This window comes from Actinomadura sp. NEAU-AAG7 (genome assembly GCF_018603865.1).
GTDB classification, from domain to species: domain Bacteria; phylum Actinomycetota; class Actinomycetes; order Streptosporangiales; family Streptosporangiaceae; genus Spirillospora; species Spirillospora litoris.
The window spans coordinates 120,936-137,846 of sequence record NZ_JAHFZY010000002.1; the positions used below are offsets into that span (position 1 = coordinate 120,936).

Annotated in this window: 18 protein-coding genes; 7 read left to right on the forward strand and 11 right to left on the reverse strand. The window is 72.9% G+C overall.

Going from position 1 to position 16,911, the window contains the following annotated elements:
* The first annotated feature begins 243 nt into the window (after positions 1-243).
* Positions 244-498, forward strand: a complete 255-nt coding sequence (locus KLI87_RS09950) for a WhiB family transcriptional regulator (protein ID WP_156221904.1) — start codon at positions 244-246, stop codon at positions 496-498.
* A 9-nt stretch (positions 499-507) separates the two neighbouring features.
* On the opposite strand, the gene KLI87_RS09955 is transcribed toward KLI87_RS09950, so the two are convergent.
* The gene (locus KLI87_RS09955; RefSeq protein ID WP_214616746.1) at positions 508-2,175 is read right to left on the reverse strand and encodes a sensor histidine kinase; all 1,668 of its coding nucleotides are present in this window, start codon (positions 2,173-2,175) and stop codon (positions 508-510) included.
* A gap of 75 nt (positions 2,176-2,250) precedes the next feature.
* On the opposite strand from KLI87_RS09955, the gene KLI87_RS09960 reads away from it, so the two are divergent.
* The 3 genes from KLI87_RS09960 (at position 2,251) to KLI87_RS09970 (ending at position 4,997) form a co-directional block, all read left to right on the forward strand.
* Positions 2,251-3,423 (forward strand): 8-amino-7-oxononanoate synthase, encoded by a 1,173-nt coding sequence (locus KLI87_RS09960; RefSeq protein WP_156221900.1) that lies wholly within the window; start codon positions 2,251-2,253, stop codon positions 3,421-3,423.
* Between the two features lie 112 nt (positions 3,424-3,535).
* Positions 3,536-4,264: a GntR family transcriptional regulator gene (locus KLI87_RS09965; protein ID WP_214617373.1), complete on the forward strand. Its 729-nt coding sequence runs from the start codon at positions 3,536-3,538 to the stop codon at positions 4,262-4,264.
* Positions 4,265-4,370: 106 nt separating this feature from the next.
* Positions 4,371-4,997, forward strand: a complete 627-nt coding sequence (locus tag KLI87_RS09970) for a Uma2 family endonuclease (RefSeq protein WP_214616747.1) — start codon at positions 4,371-4,373, stop codon at positions 4,995-4,997.
* 25 nt (positions 4,998-5,022) lie between these two features.
* Here KLI87_RS09970 and bioD read toward each other — a convergent pair whose 3' ends face one another.
* A complete protein-coding gene (bioD, locus tag KLI87_RS09975) occupies positions 5,023-5,748 on the reverse strand; it encodes a dethiobiotin synthase (RefSeq protein ID WP_308165930.1) in 726 nt (241 codons plus the stop codon).
* A gap of 297 nt (positions 5,749-6,045) precedes the next feature.
* On the opposite strand from bioD, the gene KLI87_RS09980 reads away from it, so the two are divergent.
* Positions 6,046-6,687: a hypothetical protein gene (locus KLI87_RS09980; protein WP_214616749.1), complete on the forward strand. Its 642-nt coding sequence runs from the start codon at positions 6,046-6,048 to the stop codon at positions 6,685-6,687.
* A gap of 92 nt (positions 6,688-6,779) precedes the next feature.
* Positions 6,780-7,283 carry a GNAT family N-acetyltransferase gene (locus KLI87_RS09985; RefSeq protein ID WP_214616750.1) on the forward strand — a complete coding sequence of 168 codons (504 nt, stop codon included), beginning with the start codon at positions 6,780-6,782 and terminating at the stop codon, positions 7,281-7,283.
* 1 nt (position 7,284) lies between these two features.
* On the opposite strand, the gene KLI87_RS09990 is transcribed toward KLI87_RS09985, so the two are convergent.
* The 7 genes from KLI87_RS09990 to KLI87_RS10020 all read right to left on the reverse strand — a co-directional run bounded on the left by KLI87_RS09990 (position 7,285) and on the right by KLI87_RS10020 (position 14,513).
* Positions 7,285-8,625: an acetyl/propionyl/methylcrotonyl-CoA carboxylase subunit alpha gene (locus KLI87_RS09990; RefSeq protein WP_214616751.1), complete on the reverse strand. Its 1,341-nt coding sequence runs from the start codon at positions 8,623-8,625 to the stop codon at positions 7,285-7,287.
* Positions 8,626-8,973: 348 nt separating this feature from the next.
* Positions 8,974-10,323: an HD-GYP domain-containing protein gene (locus tag KLI87_RS09995; RefSeq protein ID WP_156221890.1), complete on the reverse strand. Its 1,350-nt coding sequence runs from the start codon at positions 10,321-10,323 to the stop codon at positions 8,974-8,976.
* An 11-nt stretch (positions 10,324-10,334) separates the two neighbouring features.
* The gene (locus KLI87_RS10000; RefSeq protein ID WP_156221888.1) at positions 10,335-11,681 is read right to left on the reverse strand and encodes an HD-GYP domain-containing protein; all 1,347 of its coding nucleotides are present in this window, start codon (positions 11,679-11,681) and stop codon (positions 10,335-10,337) included.
* A 63-nt stretch (positions 11,682-11,744) separates the two neighbouring features.
* A complete protein-coding gene (locus KLI87_RS10005; RefSeq protein ID WP_156221886.1) occupies positions 11,745-11,951 on the reverse strand; it encodes a hypothetical protein in 207 nt (68 codons plus the stop codon).
* Between the two features lie 274 nt (positions 11,952-12,225).
* Positions 12,226-13,155 (reverse strand): NAD-dependent epimerase/dehydratase family protein, encoded by a 930-nt coding sequence (locus KLI87_RS10010; RefSeq protein ID WP_214616752.1) that lies wholly within the window; start codon positions 13,153-13,155, stop codon positions 12,226-12,228.
* A gap of 345 nt (positions 13,156-13,500) precedes the next feature.
* Positions 13,501-13,797 carry a mycothiol system anti-sigma-R factor gene (gene rsrA, locus KLI87_RS10015; RefSeq protein WP_214616753.1) on the reverse strand — a complete coding sequence of 99 codons (297 nt, stop codon included), beginning with the start codon at positions 13,795-13,797 and terminating at the stop codon, positions 13,501-13,503.
* A 110-nt stretch (positions 13,798-13,907) separates the two neighbouring features.
* Positions 13,908-14,513 (reverse strand): sigma-70 family RNA polymerase sigma factor, encoded by a 606-nt coding sequence (locus KLI87_RS10020; protein WP_214616754.1) that lies wholly within the window; start codon positions 14,511-14,513, stop codon positions 13,908-13,910.
* Between the two features lie 361 nt (positions 14,514-14,874).
* Between KLI87_RS10020 and KLI87_RS10025 the strand changes: the two genes are divergently transcribed.
* Positions 14,875-15,708, forward strand: a complete 834-nt coding sequence (locus tag KLI87_RS10025) for a methyltransferase domain-containing protein (RefSeq protein WP_214616755.1) — start codon at positions 14,875-14,877, stop codon at positions 15,706-15,708.
* A 3-nt stretch (positions 15,709-15,711) separates the two neighbouring features.
* Here KLI87_RS10025 and KLI87_RS10030 read toward each other — a convergent pair whose 3' ends face one another.
* Together KLI87_RS10030 and KLI87_RS10035 are read right to left on the reverse strand one after the other, a co-directional pair.
* A complete protein-coding gene (locus tag KLI87_RS10030) occupies positions 15,712-16,023 on the reverse strand; it encodes a TraR/DksA C4-type zinc finger protein (RefSeq protein ID WP_214616756.1) in 312 nt (103 codons plus the stop codon).
* Between the two features lie 70 nt (positions 16,024-16,093).
* Complete coding sequence (locus KLI87_RS10035) at positions 16,094-16,876, reverse strand: SOS response-associated peptidase (protein WP_156221877.1); 783 nt, start codon at positions 16,874-16,876, stop codon at positions 16,094-16,096.
* Positions 16,877-16,911: the final 35 nt, after the last annotated feature.

Here is a 16,911-nt window from a genome sequence, read left to right on the forward strand (position 1 = left end):
GTGACACATGCGACACCCATACTTTGAGAATCCTTTCTCAAGGGTCTTGCGTCTGCCCGCGCCCTGCTGACACGCTCAAAGTGCGCCGGCCGACAGGGGCCCAACGTCGTCAGCCACCTGCTCGCACCGCCGCCGAACAACGACCCCTGGACCTGGCCACCACCGCCGCTCCGGGTGTTCGCGACATGTGAAACCGTTCACAAAAGTGGAGTGATTCCACCACCTGACGAAGGAGTGGACCGCATGGACTGGCGCCACCGCGCAGCCTGCCGTGACGTGGACCCCGAGCTGTTCTTCCCGATCGGCAACACCGGGCCCGCGATCCTGCAGATCGAGGAGGCCAAGCAGGTGTGCAAGCGCTGCGACGTCACCGACGCCTGCCTGCGCTGGGCCCTGGAGTCCGGCCAGGACTCCGGCGTCTGGGGCGGCATGGGCGAAGACGAGCGCCGCGCCCTCAAGCGCCGTGTCAACAGGCGCGCCCTCGGCGCGGCACGCTAGGGCGCTGCTCTAAGAACGCGGGCCCGGCCTGTGGTGCTGTTCCACCGGGACGTCGACCACCACTTCCGTGCCGCCGCCCTGGCGGGGGCGGAAGTCCAGGCGGCCGCCCAGTTCGCCCACGATCAGGGTTCGGACGATCTGTAGGCCCAGGCTGTCGCTGCTCTCCACGTCGAAGTCGGGCGGCAGGCCCTTCCCGTCGTCGGCGACGACCACCACGAGGCGGCGTCCGTCGGCGGGGGTCTCCTTCTGCGGCGCGTGCTCGCCCGCGGTGGGCCACTCGCCCCAGAGGGAGACGTCGTTCGGGTCCGGGGCGGGGGACGGCCCCCCGGCGCCGTAGCGGCGGGCGGCCACCTCCAGGGTTCCGAACCGGTTCGCCAGGCCGTGCTCCAGGGCGTTCTGGAGGAGTTCGGTCAGCGCCATCGCGAGCGGCGTCGCGACCTCGGCGGGCAGGACGCCGAAGTTGCCGGTGCGCTTCGGGGTGACCTTGGTCTCGGGGGTGGAGACCTCCCCCGCCATCGTGATCACGCGGTCCGCGATGTCGTCGAAGTCGATCAGCTCGTCGGGGGTGTGCGAGAGGGTCTCGTGGACGATCGCGATCGACCCGACCCGGCGGACGGCCTCGTCCAGCGCGGCCCTGCCCTCGGGGATCTGGAGCCGCCGCGCCTGGAGCCGCAGCAGCGCCGCGACCGTCTGGAGGTTGTTCTTCACGCGGTGGTGGATCTCGCGGATCGTGGCGTCCTTGGTCATCAGCTCCCGGTCGCGCCAGCGCAGCTCGGTGACGTCCCGGCAGAGCACGATCGCGCCGATCCGCGTCCCGCCGACGACCAGCGGGATCGTCCGCAACTGCATGACCGACCCGTGCGCCTCGACCTCCACCTCGCGGGGCGCCCGGCCGCTGAGGACGACGCTCAGGGCCTCCTCCAGCGGCTCCCCCGTGTCGCACCGGTCGGCGGTGACCTGGCCGAGCGACTCCCCGACGAGGTCGGCGGGGAAGCCGAGGCGGCGGTAGGCCGACTGGGCGTTCGGGCTGGCGTAGCTGACCCTGCCCGAGCGGTCCAGCCGCATCAGGCCGTCGCCGACCCGGGGCGAGCGGACGAGGTTCGGCTCCTCGCCCGGCACCGGGAACCGGCCCTCGGAGATCATCTTGGCGAGGTCGCTGGCGCTCTGGAGGTAGGTCAGCTCCAGGCGGCTCGGGGTGCGCGCCGAGCTGAGGTTCGTGCTGCGCTGGATCACCCCGAGGATCTTCGCGCCGCGCCTTACCGGGATCGACTCCTCCCGGACGGGGATGCCGCTCCCCCACTCCGGATCGCCCTCCCGGACGATCCGCCGCTCCCGCCAGGCCACGTCGATCAGCCCGCGCCGCCCCGTCCGGACGACCTTGCCGACGAGGTCCTCGGGGTAGGCGGTCGGGCCGGTCGTCGGGCGCATCTGCGCGATCGCCACCCAGCCGGGGACGGCGGCGCCGGTGTCCAGCGCGACGGGCTGGCGGCGGGACGGGCCGCCGGACCCGGTCTCGGCGGGCAGCACGTCCGCCGACCGGAGCGGCACCCACAGCAGCAGGTCGGCGAACGACAGGTCCGCGAGCAGCTGCCAGTCCGACACCAGCGCGTGCAGCCACTCCACATCGGTCTCGGTGAGGTCGGTGTGGTCGCGCACCAGATCGGTCAAGGTAGGCACCCGACCATCATCGCCCATGGGTTTTTGGACGGGTACGGCGTCCCCCTCCGCGCGCGGCCTGGGAGGATTTCCGGTATGTCCGCAACGGGAGACCCGCTGGCCCGGCTCCGCGACGCCGCCGCGCGCCGCGCGGAGGCGGGGCTGCGCCGCGCGCTGCGCCCCCGCACACCTGATCACGACGGGCTGGTGGACCTCGCGTCCAACGACTACCTCGGGCTCGCCGGTGATCCGCGGCTGACCGCGGGCGCGGTCGCGGCGGCGCGCGAGTGGGGCACCGGATCGTCCGGGTCGCGCCTGGTCACCGGGACGACCGAGCTGCACGCCGAGCTCGACCGGCGGCTCGCCGCGTTCGGCGGCGCCCCCGCGGGGCTGGTGTTCTCCTCGGGCTTCCTCGCCAACCTCGGCGCCGTCACCGCCCTCGCCGGGCCCGGCACGCTGGTGGTGTCCGACCAGGTCAACCACGCCTCGATCGTGGACGCCTGCCGGCTCTCGCGGGCCCGCGTCGCGATCGCCCCGCACCGGGACGCCGCCGCCGTCGAACGCGCCCTCGCCGAGCGCGAGGAGGAGCACGCCGTCGTCGTCACCGACGCCGTGTTCTCCGTGGACGGCGACCTCGCGCCCCTCACCGGCCTGCACCGGGCCGTCCGCGCGCACGGCGCCCTCCTCGTGGTGGACGAGGCGCACGCGCTCGGCGTCGTCGGCGAGCACGGACGCGGCGCCGTCCACGCCGCCGGCCTCGCCGCCGAACCGGACGTGATCCGCACGCTGACGCTGTCGAAGTCCCTGGCGTCCCAGGGCGGCGCGGTCCTCGGCGCGCCCGAGGTGATCGACACGCTCGTCGACACCGCCCGCGCGTTCATCTTCGACACCGGCCTGAACCCGCCCGCCATCGGCGCCGCGCTCGCCGCGCTCGACGTCCTGGAGACCGAGCCCGACCTGCCCGCCCGCGCGCGCGACCGGGCCCGCGCGCTCGCAAACCTCGCGGCCGGTTCCGGCCTTGAGACCGCCGATCCGGCCGCCGCCGTCGTCCCGGTCTTCCTGGGCGAGCCGCACGCCGCGCTGCGGGCGGCCGAAACCTGCGCGGCGCACGGCGTCCGCGTAGGCTGCTTCCGGCCTCCCTCGGTCCCCAAGGGGCGCGCCTGCCTGCGGCTCACCGCCCGCGCCACGCTGAGCGAGCCGGACCTCACACGCCTCGCGGCGGCCCTGGCGGAGATCGCGGGCTCTACCGCCCGTAGTCTTCACGCATAACATCGGGGAAAACCGATGATGAACGTGAGGAGATGCCGTGACGGAGGTCAGGGGCGGGCCCCGGCACGGGGGCGGATTCGACCACGGATTCGACAGGGCCACGCTGGGGGACATCGCCAAGCACCACGCCAACCAGGCGCCGCGCATACCGAAGTACTACAAGCTGAAAGAGCTGCTCGTCGAGCTGATCCAGTCGCTGCCGCCGGGCAGCCCGCTGCCGCCTGAGCGGGCGCTCGCCGAGAAGTACGAGACGTCCCGGACGACCGTCCGGCAGGCCCTCGCCGAGCTGGTCGTCGAGGGCCGGCTCCAGCGGATCCAGGGCAAGGGCACCTTCGTCGCCAAGCCGAAGGTCTCCCAGGAGCTACAACTGGTCAGCTACACCGAGGACATGCGGCACCACGGGCTGCGGCCCGAGACCCGCATCCTGGAGGCCGGCTACGTCAGCGCCGACGAGCGCCTCGCCTCGCTGCTCCGCATCCGTCCGGGGGGACGGGTGCTGCGCGTCCACCGGCTCCGCCTCGCCGACGGCGAGCCGATGTCCATCGACACCTCCCACCTCCCGGCCCGCCGCTTCCCCGGCCTGCGCCGCGAGCTGTCCCGGCACCACTCCCTCTACGAGACCCTCGCCACCGCCTACGAGGTCCACCTGACCGAGGCCGATGAGACCATCGAGACCGTCCTCGCCACCCCCCACGACGCGCAGCTCCTCGGCGTGGACGTGGGCCTGCCCATGCTCCTGCTCTCCCGGCACGCCTTCGACACGACCGGGCAGCCCGTCGAGTGGGCCCAGTCCCTCTACCGGGGAGACCGGTACAAGTTCGTCACCAGACTCCGCCGCTGACCTGTGACGTTCCGCATACACTCCGAGCACGCGTTCCCTACGATGACCGGAGCAGAACGTGAGGAAGGAGTCGCCCAAAGTGACGATGGTCGATCATGTGGGTCGTATGTCCCTCCCGGACACGGCCTACAACATGTGGACCCGCGGTGAACTCGACGACTTCGTCCACGCCCCCGAGGGGCATCGCGTCGAGGTCATCGAAGGAAGGGTCGTCGTGTCACCGCCACCGGCGTTCGAGCACAACGCCATCATCGGCGATATCTCATATGCCATGGCCCACGCCCATGGGGCCCGCGCCGGCTTCCCGTGGCGGACCGATCAGGGGACCGGCCTGTCGCTCGTCGGCATCGGCGCGGGATTCGTTCCGGACCTGGTCGTCCTGGACGAAGCCGTATACCTGGCCGCCCGGCGCTCCCGGGTGCGCACCCTGGTGCCCGACCAGGTCGAACTCGTCGTGGAGGTCACCTCCCCCGGGAACGCCGGCAACGACCGGCGGCCCGGCGAGCGGGGGCGGAACAACAAGTGGAACGGCTACGCGACGGCGGAGGTCCCCTACTACCTGCTGATCGACCGCTCCCCGAAAATCGCCCGCTCCGTCCTGTTCTCCATCCCCGACCAGGGCTCCGCCGCGTACCTGCACGAGGACTCGTGGGACTTCGGCGAGACCATCCGGCTCCCCGAACCGTTCGACGTGGACATCGACACCGCCGAATGGAAGCCCTGGAGCGACTGACCGGTCGCGACGTCGTTCCCGCCGGTCAGCCGCCTTCGGGCTGGACGGAGGCGCGGAAGGCGGCGGGGTCGAAGGAGCCGCCGAGGGACGGTGCCAGGCCGCGGTGGGCGGTGACGAGGAACTCGGCCGGGTCCAGGGCGGCGGCGCCGGAGGGCAGGACGCCGGCCAGCGGGCGGGCGGCGATGGTCTCCAGGTCGCGGACGTTGCTGCGCATGGCGAGGTCGGGCTCGTCCGGCCAGGCGCCGATGACGACGCCCGCGAGCTGGACGCCGCGGTGCGCCATCGCCTCCAGGGTGAGCGCGGTGTGGTTGAGCGTGCCGAGGTCCGGGCGGGCGACGACGACGACGGCCGCGCCGAGCCAGCGGGCGAGGTCGGCGATCGTGGTGCCCTCCTCGTCGTAGCGGACGAGGAGCCCGCCCGCCCCCTCGACCAGCACGAGCCGGCTCCCGCTCGACAGCTCCTGGACGCGCTTGGCCACATCCGGCAACCGGACGGGCGGGACGCCCGCGCGCCGCGCGGCGGCGGCGGGTGACAGCGGGTCGGGGAACCGGGCGAACTCGTGCAGGTCGCAGACGCGGGCGAGCCGCGCCACCTCGTCGAGGTCGCCGGTCTCACCGTCCACGACGCCGGTCTGCCCCGGCTTCACGACGGCGACCGGCGCGCCCCGGGCGGCCGCCACGGCGGCCAGCGCGGCGGTGACGACGGTCTTGCCGACCCCCGTACAGGTACCGGAAACCACGATGACGCTCACGAGCCGCACACTAGCGGGCATGCGCGGCCGAGGTCCCGCACTGGAATCCACAGTCTTCGGGCCCTGTTTTTGTCACGGGCCTCTCGGCGCGGGGAACCCGGGGACGGCTTCGCTCGTCCAACGCTCATGGCTGGCCCGTACGCACGTTATAGCTGGGTGCTGACGCTCGCCTGCGCGAGCGCGCTCACCGCCTGTGACGGGGACTCCGGCAAGCCCCCGCATTCACTCGGTTCTCCCGGCTCGCCTTCCGGCTCGTCCGCGAGCACTCCGGCGGTGCCCGCGCCGTCGCCCACGAGCGTGTCCCCCGCCACGGACCCCGCCGCCGAACGCCTCGTGCTCCGCTGGCGCGAGACCGGGGGCTTCGCCGGCAAGGGCGGCCCCGGGACGCTCCCCGAATTCTCGCTGTACTCGACGGGTCGCGCCGTGGTCGCGTCCGAGGGGAAGGCGACGGAGTACCGCCTGAAACCCGAGGCGCTCCAGCGCCTGCTGGACGGGGCGCGCGCGGCGGGGCTCGCCCGCTCCCACACGAGCGGCCCCGGCCGCGTCATGGACGCCATCGTGCTGGAGTTCACGATGGGGCGGGCCACCACCAAGATCATCCAACCGGAGGCGCAGTCGGACCCGGCGGTGCGGTTCCGCGAGCGGCTCGACCCGCGGCGCTGGCCGCCGGGCGACCTCGTTTCCCCCGGCCGGCCGTACGCGCCCGCGAAGGTCGCGGTCCTCTCGGTCGAGAACCCCGGCGCCGGGACGGTCAAGAAGTGGCCCCTGGCCCCGCTCGGCGAGGGCGAGCGGGTGCCGGGCGGCGTCTGCACGCTGGCCCCCGCGAGCAGGGTGCCCGCCGCGCGTCCGGACGTCGGCTGGCGCAGCCAGGGCAGGACCTACACGGTCCGCGTGCGCCCGCTTCTCCCCGGCGAGTCCTCCTGCCGCGACATCCCCTGACCGGTTGCCCGCCGGGCCCCCGCGCGTTTCGGACGGACACCCGGGCTATCGTGACGCCGTGGACCGTGAGGAACAGCAGCGTGGATCGAGGGATGTCGCGGGTGGGTGAGCGGGTGACCGTGCGGGCGGCGCGGGCGGAGGAGTACGGGCGGATCGGTGAGCTGATCGTCGAGGTGTACGTGGGCAGCGGGCTCATGGCGGCGGAGTCGCCGTATGTGAGCAGGCTCCGCGACACCGCCGACTGGGCCGCGAAGACGGAGCTGCTGGTCGCCGAGGTCGACGGGGAGCTGGCGGGGTCGGTCGCCTACTGCCCGCCCGGCAGCCCCTACGCCGAGCTGGCCGGGCCGGACGAGGGGGAGTTCCGGATCCTCGCCGTCCAGGAGTGGGCGCGCGGCAGGGGCGTGGGCGCGGCGCTGGTGCGCGCCTGCGCCGACCGGGCGCGCGCGGCCGGGCTCGTGGGCATGCGGTTGTCGACGCAGTCGAACATGCGCGACGCGCACCGCATGTACGAGCGGATGGGGTTCGTCCGGACGCCCGACCGCGACTGGGCGCCGAAGCCGGGCCTCGACCTGGTGACCTACGCCCTGGCGTTCTGAGCTAGCGGGCGCGCATGCGCGGCACGATCCCGGTGTCGTACACGCCGCCGGTGAACTCGGCGTGGTCGAGCAGCTCGGCCAGGAACGGCAGGTTGGTCCGGACGCCCTCGATGTGGAAGGCGGCCACGGCCGCGCGTGCGCGGCGCAGCGCGTGGTCGCGGTCGTCGCCGTGGACGCACAGCTTGGCGAGCAGCGGGCCGTAGTAGGGGGTGACGGTGTTGCCCTCGGCGTAGCCCGCGTCGATGCGGATGCCGTCGCCGACCGGCTCCTCCCACACCTTGATCTCGCCGCCGCCCGGCTGGAAGTGCAGCGGGTCCTCGGCCTGGACGCGGAGTTCGACCGCGTGGCCGCGCGGGGCGGCGGCGGTGAACGAGACGGGCTCGCCCGCCGCGATCCGCAGCTGCTGCTCGACGAGGTCGATGCCGGTCACCAGCTCGGTGACGGGATGCTCGACCTGGAGGCGGGTGTGCATCTCCAGGAAGTAGAACTCCTGGGCGACGGGGTCCACGAGGCATTCGACGGTGCCCGCGCCGCGGTACCCGACCGCCTCCCCCGCGCGGACGGCGGCGGCCAGCATCCGCTCGCGCAGCGCGGGTGAGACGCCCGGCGACGGCGTCTCCTCGACGACCTTCTGGTACCGGCGCTGGACGGAGCAGTCCCGCTCGCCGAGCGCGAGCACGGTGCCGTCGGCCAGCCCGAGGATCTGCACCTCGACGTGCCGGGCGCCCTCCACGTAGCGCTCCAGCAGGACGTCGGCGTCGCCGAACACGCGCGCCGCGTGGGCGCGCACCGCCTCGTAGGCGTCGCGGAGCGCGGCCTCGTCGTAGGCGGCGGCGAGCCCGACGCCGCCGGCGCCCGCGGCGGGCTTGACCATGACGGGGTAGCCGATGCGCTCGGCCTCCTCCACCGCCGTCGCCGCGTCCGGGACGGGCTCCCACACGCCGGGCGCGACGGGGACCCCCGCCTCCTTCATCAGGTTCCGGGCGTTGATCTTGTCGGCCATCCGGGCGATGACGAGCGGCGGCGGACCGATCCAGCCGAGGTCGCGCTCGGCGACCCGGCGCGCGAACGCGGCGCTCTCGGACAGGAACCCGTACCCGGGGTGGACGGCGCGCGCGTTGGTCCGGCGGGCGGCCTCCAGCACGGCCTCCGCGTCGAGGTAGCCGCGGGACGGGTCGGCGGGGCCGCCGATGAGGATCGCCTCGTCCGCCTCGGCGACGAACGGGAGCTGCGCGTCGGCCTCGGAGTACACGGCGATGGCCTTGAGCCCCATCGAGCGGACGGTGTGGATGATCCGGCTGGCGATCTCACCGCGGTTCGCCACGAGGACGGACTCATACACCCGCTGGCCTCCTTCGGCGGGTCGGGGGCGGGCCGATCCGCCGACCCTAGCGTCCGCCGCGCCTCCGCGTCCGGTCACACGCCCGACAAATACCCGACCGAAGATTTGTGCGCCCCGGTTCGGAGGGCCCGAGGGCTTTTTCGAATTGCTCTCAGCCGTCGGTCGAGGACGTCCGCGCCGGGGTGGGCACAGCGTCCGCACAAGGCGCCCGCACTTGCACAAGCACGTTCGGTATGCACGGCACGGGCAGTCGGTATACGTAGGCCGCCGTGGGCACCGTATGCGCAGGCGAGCGCCTTGGGCCCGGCTTGAATGGAACGCACCACGGAATTGGCGCCGCCCCGCCCGCTACAAGCGGGTGCGGCGGTCCACGACGCGGCTCAACGCCTCGACGACGGTCGGGTCGTACTCGGCGGCGGAGTCGAGCCGGAGCCGCTCCAGCACGGCGACGCCCCGGTCGCGGTCGGCGGAGTCGCCGACGAGGTCGTCGTAGGCGTTGGCGACCTTGATGATCCGGCCCGCGAGCGGCGGCGGGACGGGGCGCGGCACCAGCGCGTCGGCCTCGCCCCCGGGGGCGGCGGCCTCGTGCCCCGTCCGGTAGGGGTGGGAGGAGAGCTGGACGATGTGGGCGACGCGGTCCAGCACGCCGGTCTGCTTGATCACCTCGGCGCCCAGCTCGGCGATGCGGCGCTGCTCGGCGGGTGAGGCGAGCACGGTCGCGCCGCCGGGGATCGGGTCGCCGAGGGAGAGCTGCCCGATGTCGTGCATGAGCGCCGCGTACTCCAGTTCGAGCAGCTCCTCCTCGGACATGCCGAGCTCGCGGCCCATCGACACCGCGAGCTTGGACACCCGGTGCGAGTGCCCGGCCTCCACGTACCCGCCGACCTCGGTGACCCGCGACAGCGCGCGGACGGTCTGGAGGTAGGTCGCGCGGATCCCGGCGTAGCGGCGGAACGCGAACTGGGTGACGAGGATCGGCACCGTGAAGATCAGCAGCGCGGCCTCGCCCATCGCGGTGGTCGCGACCGCGATGAGCATCGCGGTGGCGCTGGTGGCCGCGCACAGCGCCATCTTCGCGTCGACCTCGTCGCGCAGCGCGATGCCGAACCTGACCCGGACGGCCTCCGCCCGGATCATCGCGGCGATCACCACGTCCGTGCAGCAGGAGAGCACGACGACGACGCCCATGAGCAGCAGCAGGAGCTGCCACGGCAGGTGCAGGGAGACCAGCGGGCGGAAGCACAGCGCGACCACGGCGACGGTGAACAGCCGCCGTGCCATCGCGTCCGGCCGCGGCGAGCGCCCGACCGCGATGTGCGGCAGCGAGCCGACGACCATGCCGGCGGCGGTCACCGCGACGACCTGGAGCGGCGAGTGCGTCGCGGCCTCGACGCCGAGCGGCGCGTGCGGCGGGGCGTTCTCCGGCCCGACGCCGACCAGCATCGCGTAGCCGATCGCGCCCGCGCTGGCGATGGGCGCGACCTCCCGGTTGCCGGGCATCACCATCCGGAACAGCTCGCCGAGCGCGATCAGCACCCCGAAGATGATCGCGATGTCGGGCTGGACGAGCCGGACGGCGGCCACCTGCGTGATCGCCACGATCACGAACAGGCCGGCGGTGGCGATCAGCAGCAGCTGACCGGAGTCGATGGTCTGCCACGCCGCCCGCTCGCGGGGGCGCATCTCGGTGCCGCTCATGGGGGGCCGGGTCACCGCCGTGCTTCGTCGCCGGCGACCTTGAGCGGCGCGCTCGGGTCGTCGTGGTCCTGCTGGGTGGTCTCGACGACGTCGTCGTCGGGCAGGACGACCGGGTCGGGCGGCTCCCAGCCGTCCCGGTCCAGCGCCCGCAGGAACGCCTCGACCATCGCCGGGTCGAAGTGGTCGCCCATGCCCCGGCGCAGCTCCTGCACGGCCGCCTCGACGCTGCGGGCCGGACGGTAGGAGCGGGTCGAGGTCATGGAGTCGAACGCGTCGGCGACGGAGATGACCCGGGCGAACTCGGGGATCTCGTCCCCGGCCAGGCCCATCGGGTAGCCGCGGCCGTTCATCTTCTCGTGGTGGTGCATGATCCCGGCGAGCGCCTCGTCCAGGAACCCGATCTCGCGGACGATCTCCAGCCCGCGCATCGGGTGCAGCTGGATCGCGGCGAACTCCTCCTCGGTCATCGGGCCGTTCTTCTGGAGCACCTTCGTGGGGACGCCGAGCTTGCCGACGTCGTGCAGCATCCCGGCGTAGCGGATGGCCTCGACCCGGTCGGCGCGCATGCCGATCTCCTGCGCGATCATCACCGAGCCCCGGGACACGCGCTCGGAGTGGCCGCGGGTGTAGAAGTCCTTGGTCTCGACGGCCTGGCACAGCGCGGCGAGGGTCGCGGCGTGCGCCTGCTGCTGCGCGTGCGCCTGCTCCAGCGCCCAGCGGGCGATGAACAGCGGCAGCAGCACCAGGACGGCGGCGAGCGGGCCGACGCGCGGCCACAGCCCGGCGATCAGCAGCCCGACCATGCCGTAGCCGAGGCAGCCGATGGCGAGCTGGCCGCTCTCGTGCAGCAGCTCGCGCGGCGCGGCCTGCCGGCTGAGCAGCAGCACCCCGGCCATCAGCGACAGGTTGACCAGGACGAAGGTGACGAGCGCGCCGAGGAACGGCCCGGTGACGTGCTCGACCCAGCGCGCCTCGCCCCGCCGGAACTCGTGCCCGCCGAGCAGCTCGAACACCGTCCCGGCGATGTAGCCGCTCAGCGCGAACTGCGCGCCGTTGAAGATCCGCTTGACCGGGGCGAAGAACCGCTGCCCGGTGACCAGGGCGCAGAGCCCGAGGAGGGCGGCCCCGGCGGGGCCGAGCAGCACCACCGAGGCCAGGCTGGCGGCGAAGCTCAGCGACACCCTCGCGCGCTCGACGTTCAGGCGCGCGGGCGCCGAGTCACAGATCAGGAAGAGCAAGGCCAGCACGGCCAGCTTGGTCCAGTCCAGCCTCGCGAAGGACGACGTCCCGATGAGGCCGGCCGCGAGGGCGGCCACACCGCAGACGTACGCCCAGGCAGCAGGAGGAAGTCCACGCATTGCCGCCCCCTCGGGAGTGACGAATGAGCGGGCCGCCGCCGGGATCGGTCGTGCCAGACGGCACTAGACCCAGGACACGCCCTTGGGCATCATCAGCGACGACGACGCCGAGGCGCTCGGGTACCGGCCGTGGCCGACCGGCGTTGAACGCTTGAGCATGGTTGCTTGCCTCCCCCCGTGGTCATCGGGCAGGCCGGCCGCGCGGCCGACCTCCGGGACCGTCCGGTCCCGGTGCTCCCGGGCGAGCACATACCCCGATTTCACGAGCATGCACGTGCTCCCGTCGCTGATTTCCGCCCAAGCGTAACGCGCCCGACCCGGCCCACACAGGCATGCGGAGAATCGTGAGCAAAGCGTGAACCAATCGTCACCTGACGTGATCAATTGTCCATCCCGAAAGGTAGCACTCGTTTGCAGGCGAACGTTTTTGCGAGCACCGAATGCACGTGCATCGTCACGGGCAGTCACAATCGCAGTCAGAATCCGCGGGAGAGGCCGGGGAAAGCGCGCGCGGAAGCGGTCGGCGAGCGGTGGAGGGGAGCCGTCAGGCGCGTGCGGCGGCGGAACGTTCCCGCGCCCACGCCACCGTGTCGGCGAGGCCGTCGCGCAGGGCGGTCGCCGGCGTCCAGCCGAGGACCTCGCGCGTGCGGCCCGGGTCCACCGCCATCGCGGGCAGGTCACCGGGGCGCGGCGGCGCGAACGCGGGGTCGTCGGGGGCGCCGACGGCGGCGGCGACGAGCGTGTGCAGGTCCCGGTCGGTGGTCTGCCGCCCGGTGCCGACGTTGAGGCGCTCGCCGCCGCCGACGTCGCCGGTGGCGCGGGCGAAGGCGTCCACCACGTCCAGGACGTGGACGTAGTCGCGGGTCTGCTTGCCGTCCCCGAACACCCTCGTCGGACGCCCGGCCAGTAGCGCGTCGGTGAAGATCGAGACGACGCCCGCCTCGCCCTCGGGCGTCTGCCGGGGCCCGTAGACGTTGGCGAGCGTCAGCGTGGTGACGTCGAGGCCGTGCAGCACCCGGTAGGTCCGCGCGTAGATCTCCCCGGACACCTTGGACGCCGCGTAGGGCGAGGCCGGCCGCAGCTCGGCATGGGGCGGCACCGGCAGCGCGTCCGGCACCCCGTACACCGCGCAGCTGGAGGTGAACACGGCCTTGCGCGCCCCGCCCGCCCGCGCCGCCTCCAGGACGTTGGCGGTGCCGACCACGTTCACCCGGGCGTCGTTGAGCGGGTCCGCGACGCTGTGCCGCACGCTGACCTGCGCCGCCAGATGGCACACGACCTCGGGACGGCGCGCGGCGGCCCGCTCGGGCAGCGCCGGGTCGGCCACGTCCATCCGCCACAGCTCCATACCGGGGTTGGCGTTGGAGCCCGAGGACAGGTCGTCCACCCCGATGACCTCGTGACCGTCGGCCAGGAGCCGGTCGACGAGATGGGACCCGATGAATCCGGCCGCGCCGGTGACGAGTGCGAGCACCCCAGCCACGATACCGATCAGCACCCGGCCCGCCGCACGCCCGCGGCGGCGCCCCGTCCCACACCTGCCACGCCGCTCTCAGAAGCCCTCAGACGGCCCTGCCCGGACGCGGTCGACACGTTGCAGGGCCCAGGATTCGGATGCGTTCAGGGGTCTTCTGGGCACGCTCAGGCATCACGTGTGTGGTTCGTGGGAGTGCTGGACGGCCCACGGTCGGCGGGACCCACAGCGCATGATCCGAGAAGTGCGGGCGGGCCGGGTGGCCCAAGATGGATGTGCGGCCGGAACACGCGTCCGGGCCGGGACGCGCGCACGGGGCCTCAGGACGCGCGCGGGCGGGCGCGGTCAGGCGGTGCCGGACGTGCCCGCTTCGGACGCGGTCTTGATCTCGCCGCAGATCTCCTCGATGCGGCCGAGGACCTTGGTGCGCAGGTCGTCGGGGGCCTGCTCGCAGGCGCACGACTTGTTCACCAGCTTCTTGACGGCCTCTTCCAACCCGTACTCGCGCAGGCAGGGCCCGCACTCGTCGAGGTGCTCGCGGACCTCGCCGCAGCCACCCTGGTCGAGTTCGCCGTCAAGATAGGTGTACACCCGCGCGAGTACCTCGTCGCACGGGGTCTCGTGGTGGTTGCCACAGCTCATGGCTCACTCACCCTCCTCATGCACCGCGCGGGCGGCCGCGGTGTCGAGCGTGTCGCTGGAGCCGGTCTGGCGGCCGGCGGGGTGCCCGGCGCGGCGGGCGGCGGGCGGGGTCATGCCGACCCCCCGCTCGTGCGCGTGAGGCCGCGGTCCCGGGCGTAGTCCTCAAGCATGCCGCGCAGCTGCCGGCGTCCCCGGTGCAGCCGCGACATCACGGTGCCGATGGGCGTGCCCATTATGTCGGCGATCTCCTTGTAGGCGAAGCCCTCGACGTCGGCGAGGTAGACCGCGATGCGGAACTCCTCGGGCAACTCCTGCAGCGCCCGCTTGACGTCGGAGTCGGGCAGGTGCTCAAGCGCCTCGGCCTCGGCGGACTTCAGCCCGCTGGAGGTGTGCGACTCGGCGCGCGCGAGCTGCCAGTCCTCGATCTCCTCGGTGGCGGCCTGCTGGGGCTGGCGCTGCCTCTTGCGGTAGGAGTTGATGAAGGTGTTGGTCAGGATGCGGTAGAGCCACGCCTTGAGGTTGGTGCCTTCCTTGAACTGGTGGAAGGACGCGAACGCCTTCGCGAAGGTCTCCTGGACGAGATCCTCGGCGTCCGCCGGGTTGCGCGTCATGCGCAGCGCGGCCGAATACAGCTGGTCCAAGAACGGGAGCACGTCGCGCTGGAACCGCTCCTGGCGCTGCTCCACGGTCTCCGTGGTGCCCGGTACCTGACCCACCCCCTTGGCTGTGGCGACGCCGGCGGCGTCGTACCCCACAGACGATATCGGTCCGCGGGGCCTGCTCACGCGGACGGGGGCCCTCGCGTCGCCGGGCGGCGCCGCGGCCCCGGCTCTCCGCCTGTGCTCGGCAACGGCTGTGGTCATGAGTTGCACCTCCGCTGTACTGGGTTGTGAGACGGTGCAACGCCGGAGGGTGCCCGCCGATTCCCCGACCCGGGGTGAGGCACGGAACAGATTCCGGAAGTTCTCCCAGCAGGATGGGATCACCTACCCCGTCCTGTACGGAGGGTGATGCCGGGGCCGGGACGGGGAAAGAAGTGACATACACGGCGAGAACAGGAGCAAACCGTTGCTACCGGTGCCGGCGCGACCTCCCGAGCCCACCATCGCGAGCCTGCGCGACGCCCCCGCCGAGGGGGCGGGGGACTCATTGGCGCGCTACTGGACGTTCTACTGGGCGGTCGCGGACGCCCAGCTCACGCGGTGGTTGCCCCGCCGCGCGTCCCGCGTGCTCGACCTGTCGGGCGGCGGCGGGCGCAGCGCGGGGCGGGCCGCGGCGGCGGGCCACTCCGTCCTGGAGGTGCACGACCCCCTCCTGGACCGCCGGCCACCCGCCCGACCTGCCGCACCGGGTAACGGGCGACATGATCGGAATAACGGGCGGTCCGCAACCAGGGGCGCCACGGCCGTCCCGGTGATCGGCGACTCCGGCGGCCTCCGCTTCGTCGGCGACGCCTCCATGGACGCGGTCATCGCCGAGAACCGCGTCCTGTCCCGCCATCTCGCCACCGAGACGACGGTCGCGGAGATCGCGCGGGTCCTGCGTCCCGGGGGCCGCGTCCTGCTGTGCGTGGACTCGCTGACGCTCGGCATGGCGCTGCTGGCCGAGCAGAACTACTGGGCGCACCTGTCGGACGTCCCGTCCGCCGAGGTCGTCCTCGTCCCCTGGCCGGACGGGACGATCACCCGCTGCTTCTGGGCCGACCAGCTCCGCGAGCTGCTCACCGAGGTCGGCCTGGAGGTCGAGTGGATCAGGCCGCGCACCGCGCTGTCGCCCTCGACCGTCGAGCACGTCCTGAGCGCCTCCCCCGACGCGCTCCCCCGCCTCGTCCGCTCGGAGCTGAACGCGCCGCCGCCCGACGACTCCCTCGGCATCCACCTCCTGGCCAGCGCGAGGAGGCGCTCCGGGTAGCCGTCACGAGGCGCAGGCGATGCACCGGGTGGCGTCCGGACGCGCCTCCAGGCGCCCCTCGGCTATCGGACGCCCGCACCCGGCGCAACGGCCGTAGGTGCCGGACGCGACCCGCTCCAGCGCCGCGACCACCGCGCCCCGGTGGGCCTCCAGCGACTCCAGCGCGGCCTCGACCCGGTCGCCGTCGGTCAGCCCGGCCCCCGCGTCGGCCGGGCAGTTCTCGCGGGCGGAGTGCTCGCCGCGCAGGATCGCGATCGAGCGGTCGAGGTCGTCCAGCATGGATTCCAGGCGGGACCGGGCGGTGGCGGTGTCCACGGTGCTCCGAACTCCTCCCGGGATTCCCGGGCGGGGGGATTCTCGCTTCCGGCCGCCGCCTGCGCGGCGGTCAGAACAGGGCGTCGGAATGGTCGTCGGAACTATCCCCGTTCGCCGCCGGTTCTATGAGTTGCGGTCCGTTGTTTCTCACGTTGTTGACCATCTTGGACACGGGATAGGCGTCCATCGTCCCGGCCATCGCGGGGACCAGCAGGCCGCGCACCTCCTCGACGTCGGTGAGCTCCGGGTCGAGCCACGCCTCCCAGCGGCCCGGCTCGACCACCATCGGCATCCGGTCGTGGATTCGGCCGAGGTCGTCGGGCGCGTTGGTGGTGATCACCGTGCACGTCCAGATCCACTCGTCCTCGGGGCTTTTCCACAGTTCATAGAGCCCGGCGATCGCCATCACCGCCTCGTCCTTGGGACGGATGAAGAACGGCTGCTTCTGCGGCTTCTTGCTCTTCTTCTCCCCCTCCGCCGGGTCGTCCTTACCCTGGAGCGTGTACCACTCGAAGTAGCCGTCGGCGGGCAGCAGGCACCGCCGCTTGGCGAACGCGCGCCGGTAGGACGGCTTCTCGTGCGCCGTCTCCACCCGCGCGTTGATCATGCGGGACCCGATCGCGAGGTCCTTCGCCCACGAGGGCACGAGGCCCCAGCGCAGCGTCCGCAGCGTCCGGACGGCGTCCTCCTCCTCGGGCGCGTCCTTGGGCCGCCGGGTGAGGATCGCGGGCACCTGCTTGGTGGGCGCGACGTTGTAGTCGGGCTCGATCTCCCCGTCCACGGCGTCGAACTGGACCTGGAACTCGTCCAGCAACTCCTGCCGCGCCCGGCTGGTGGCATACCGACCGCACATAACCCTGGGCCTCCTCGCGTCGATGCCGGAACACT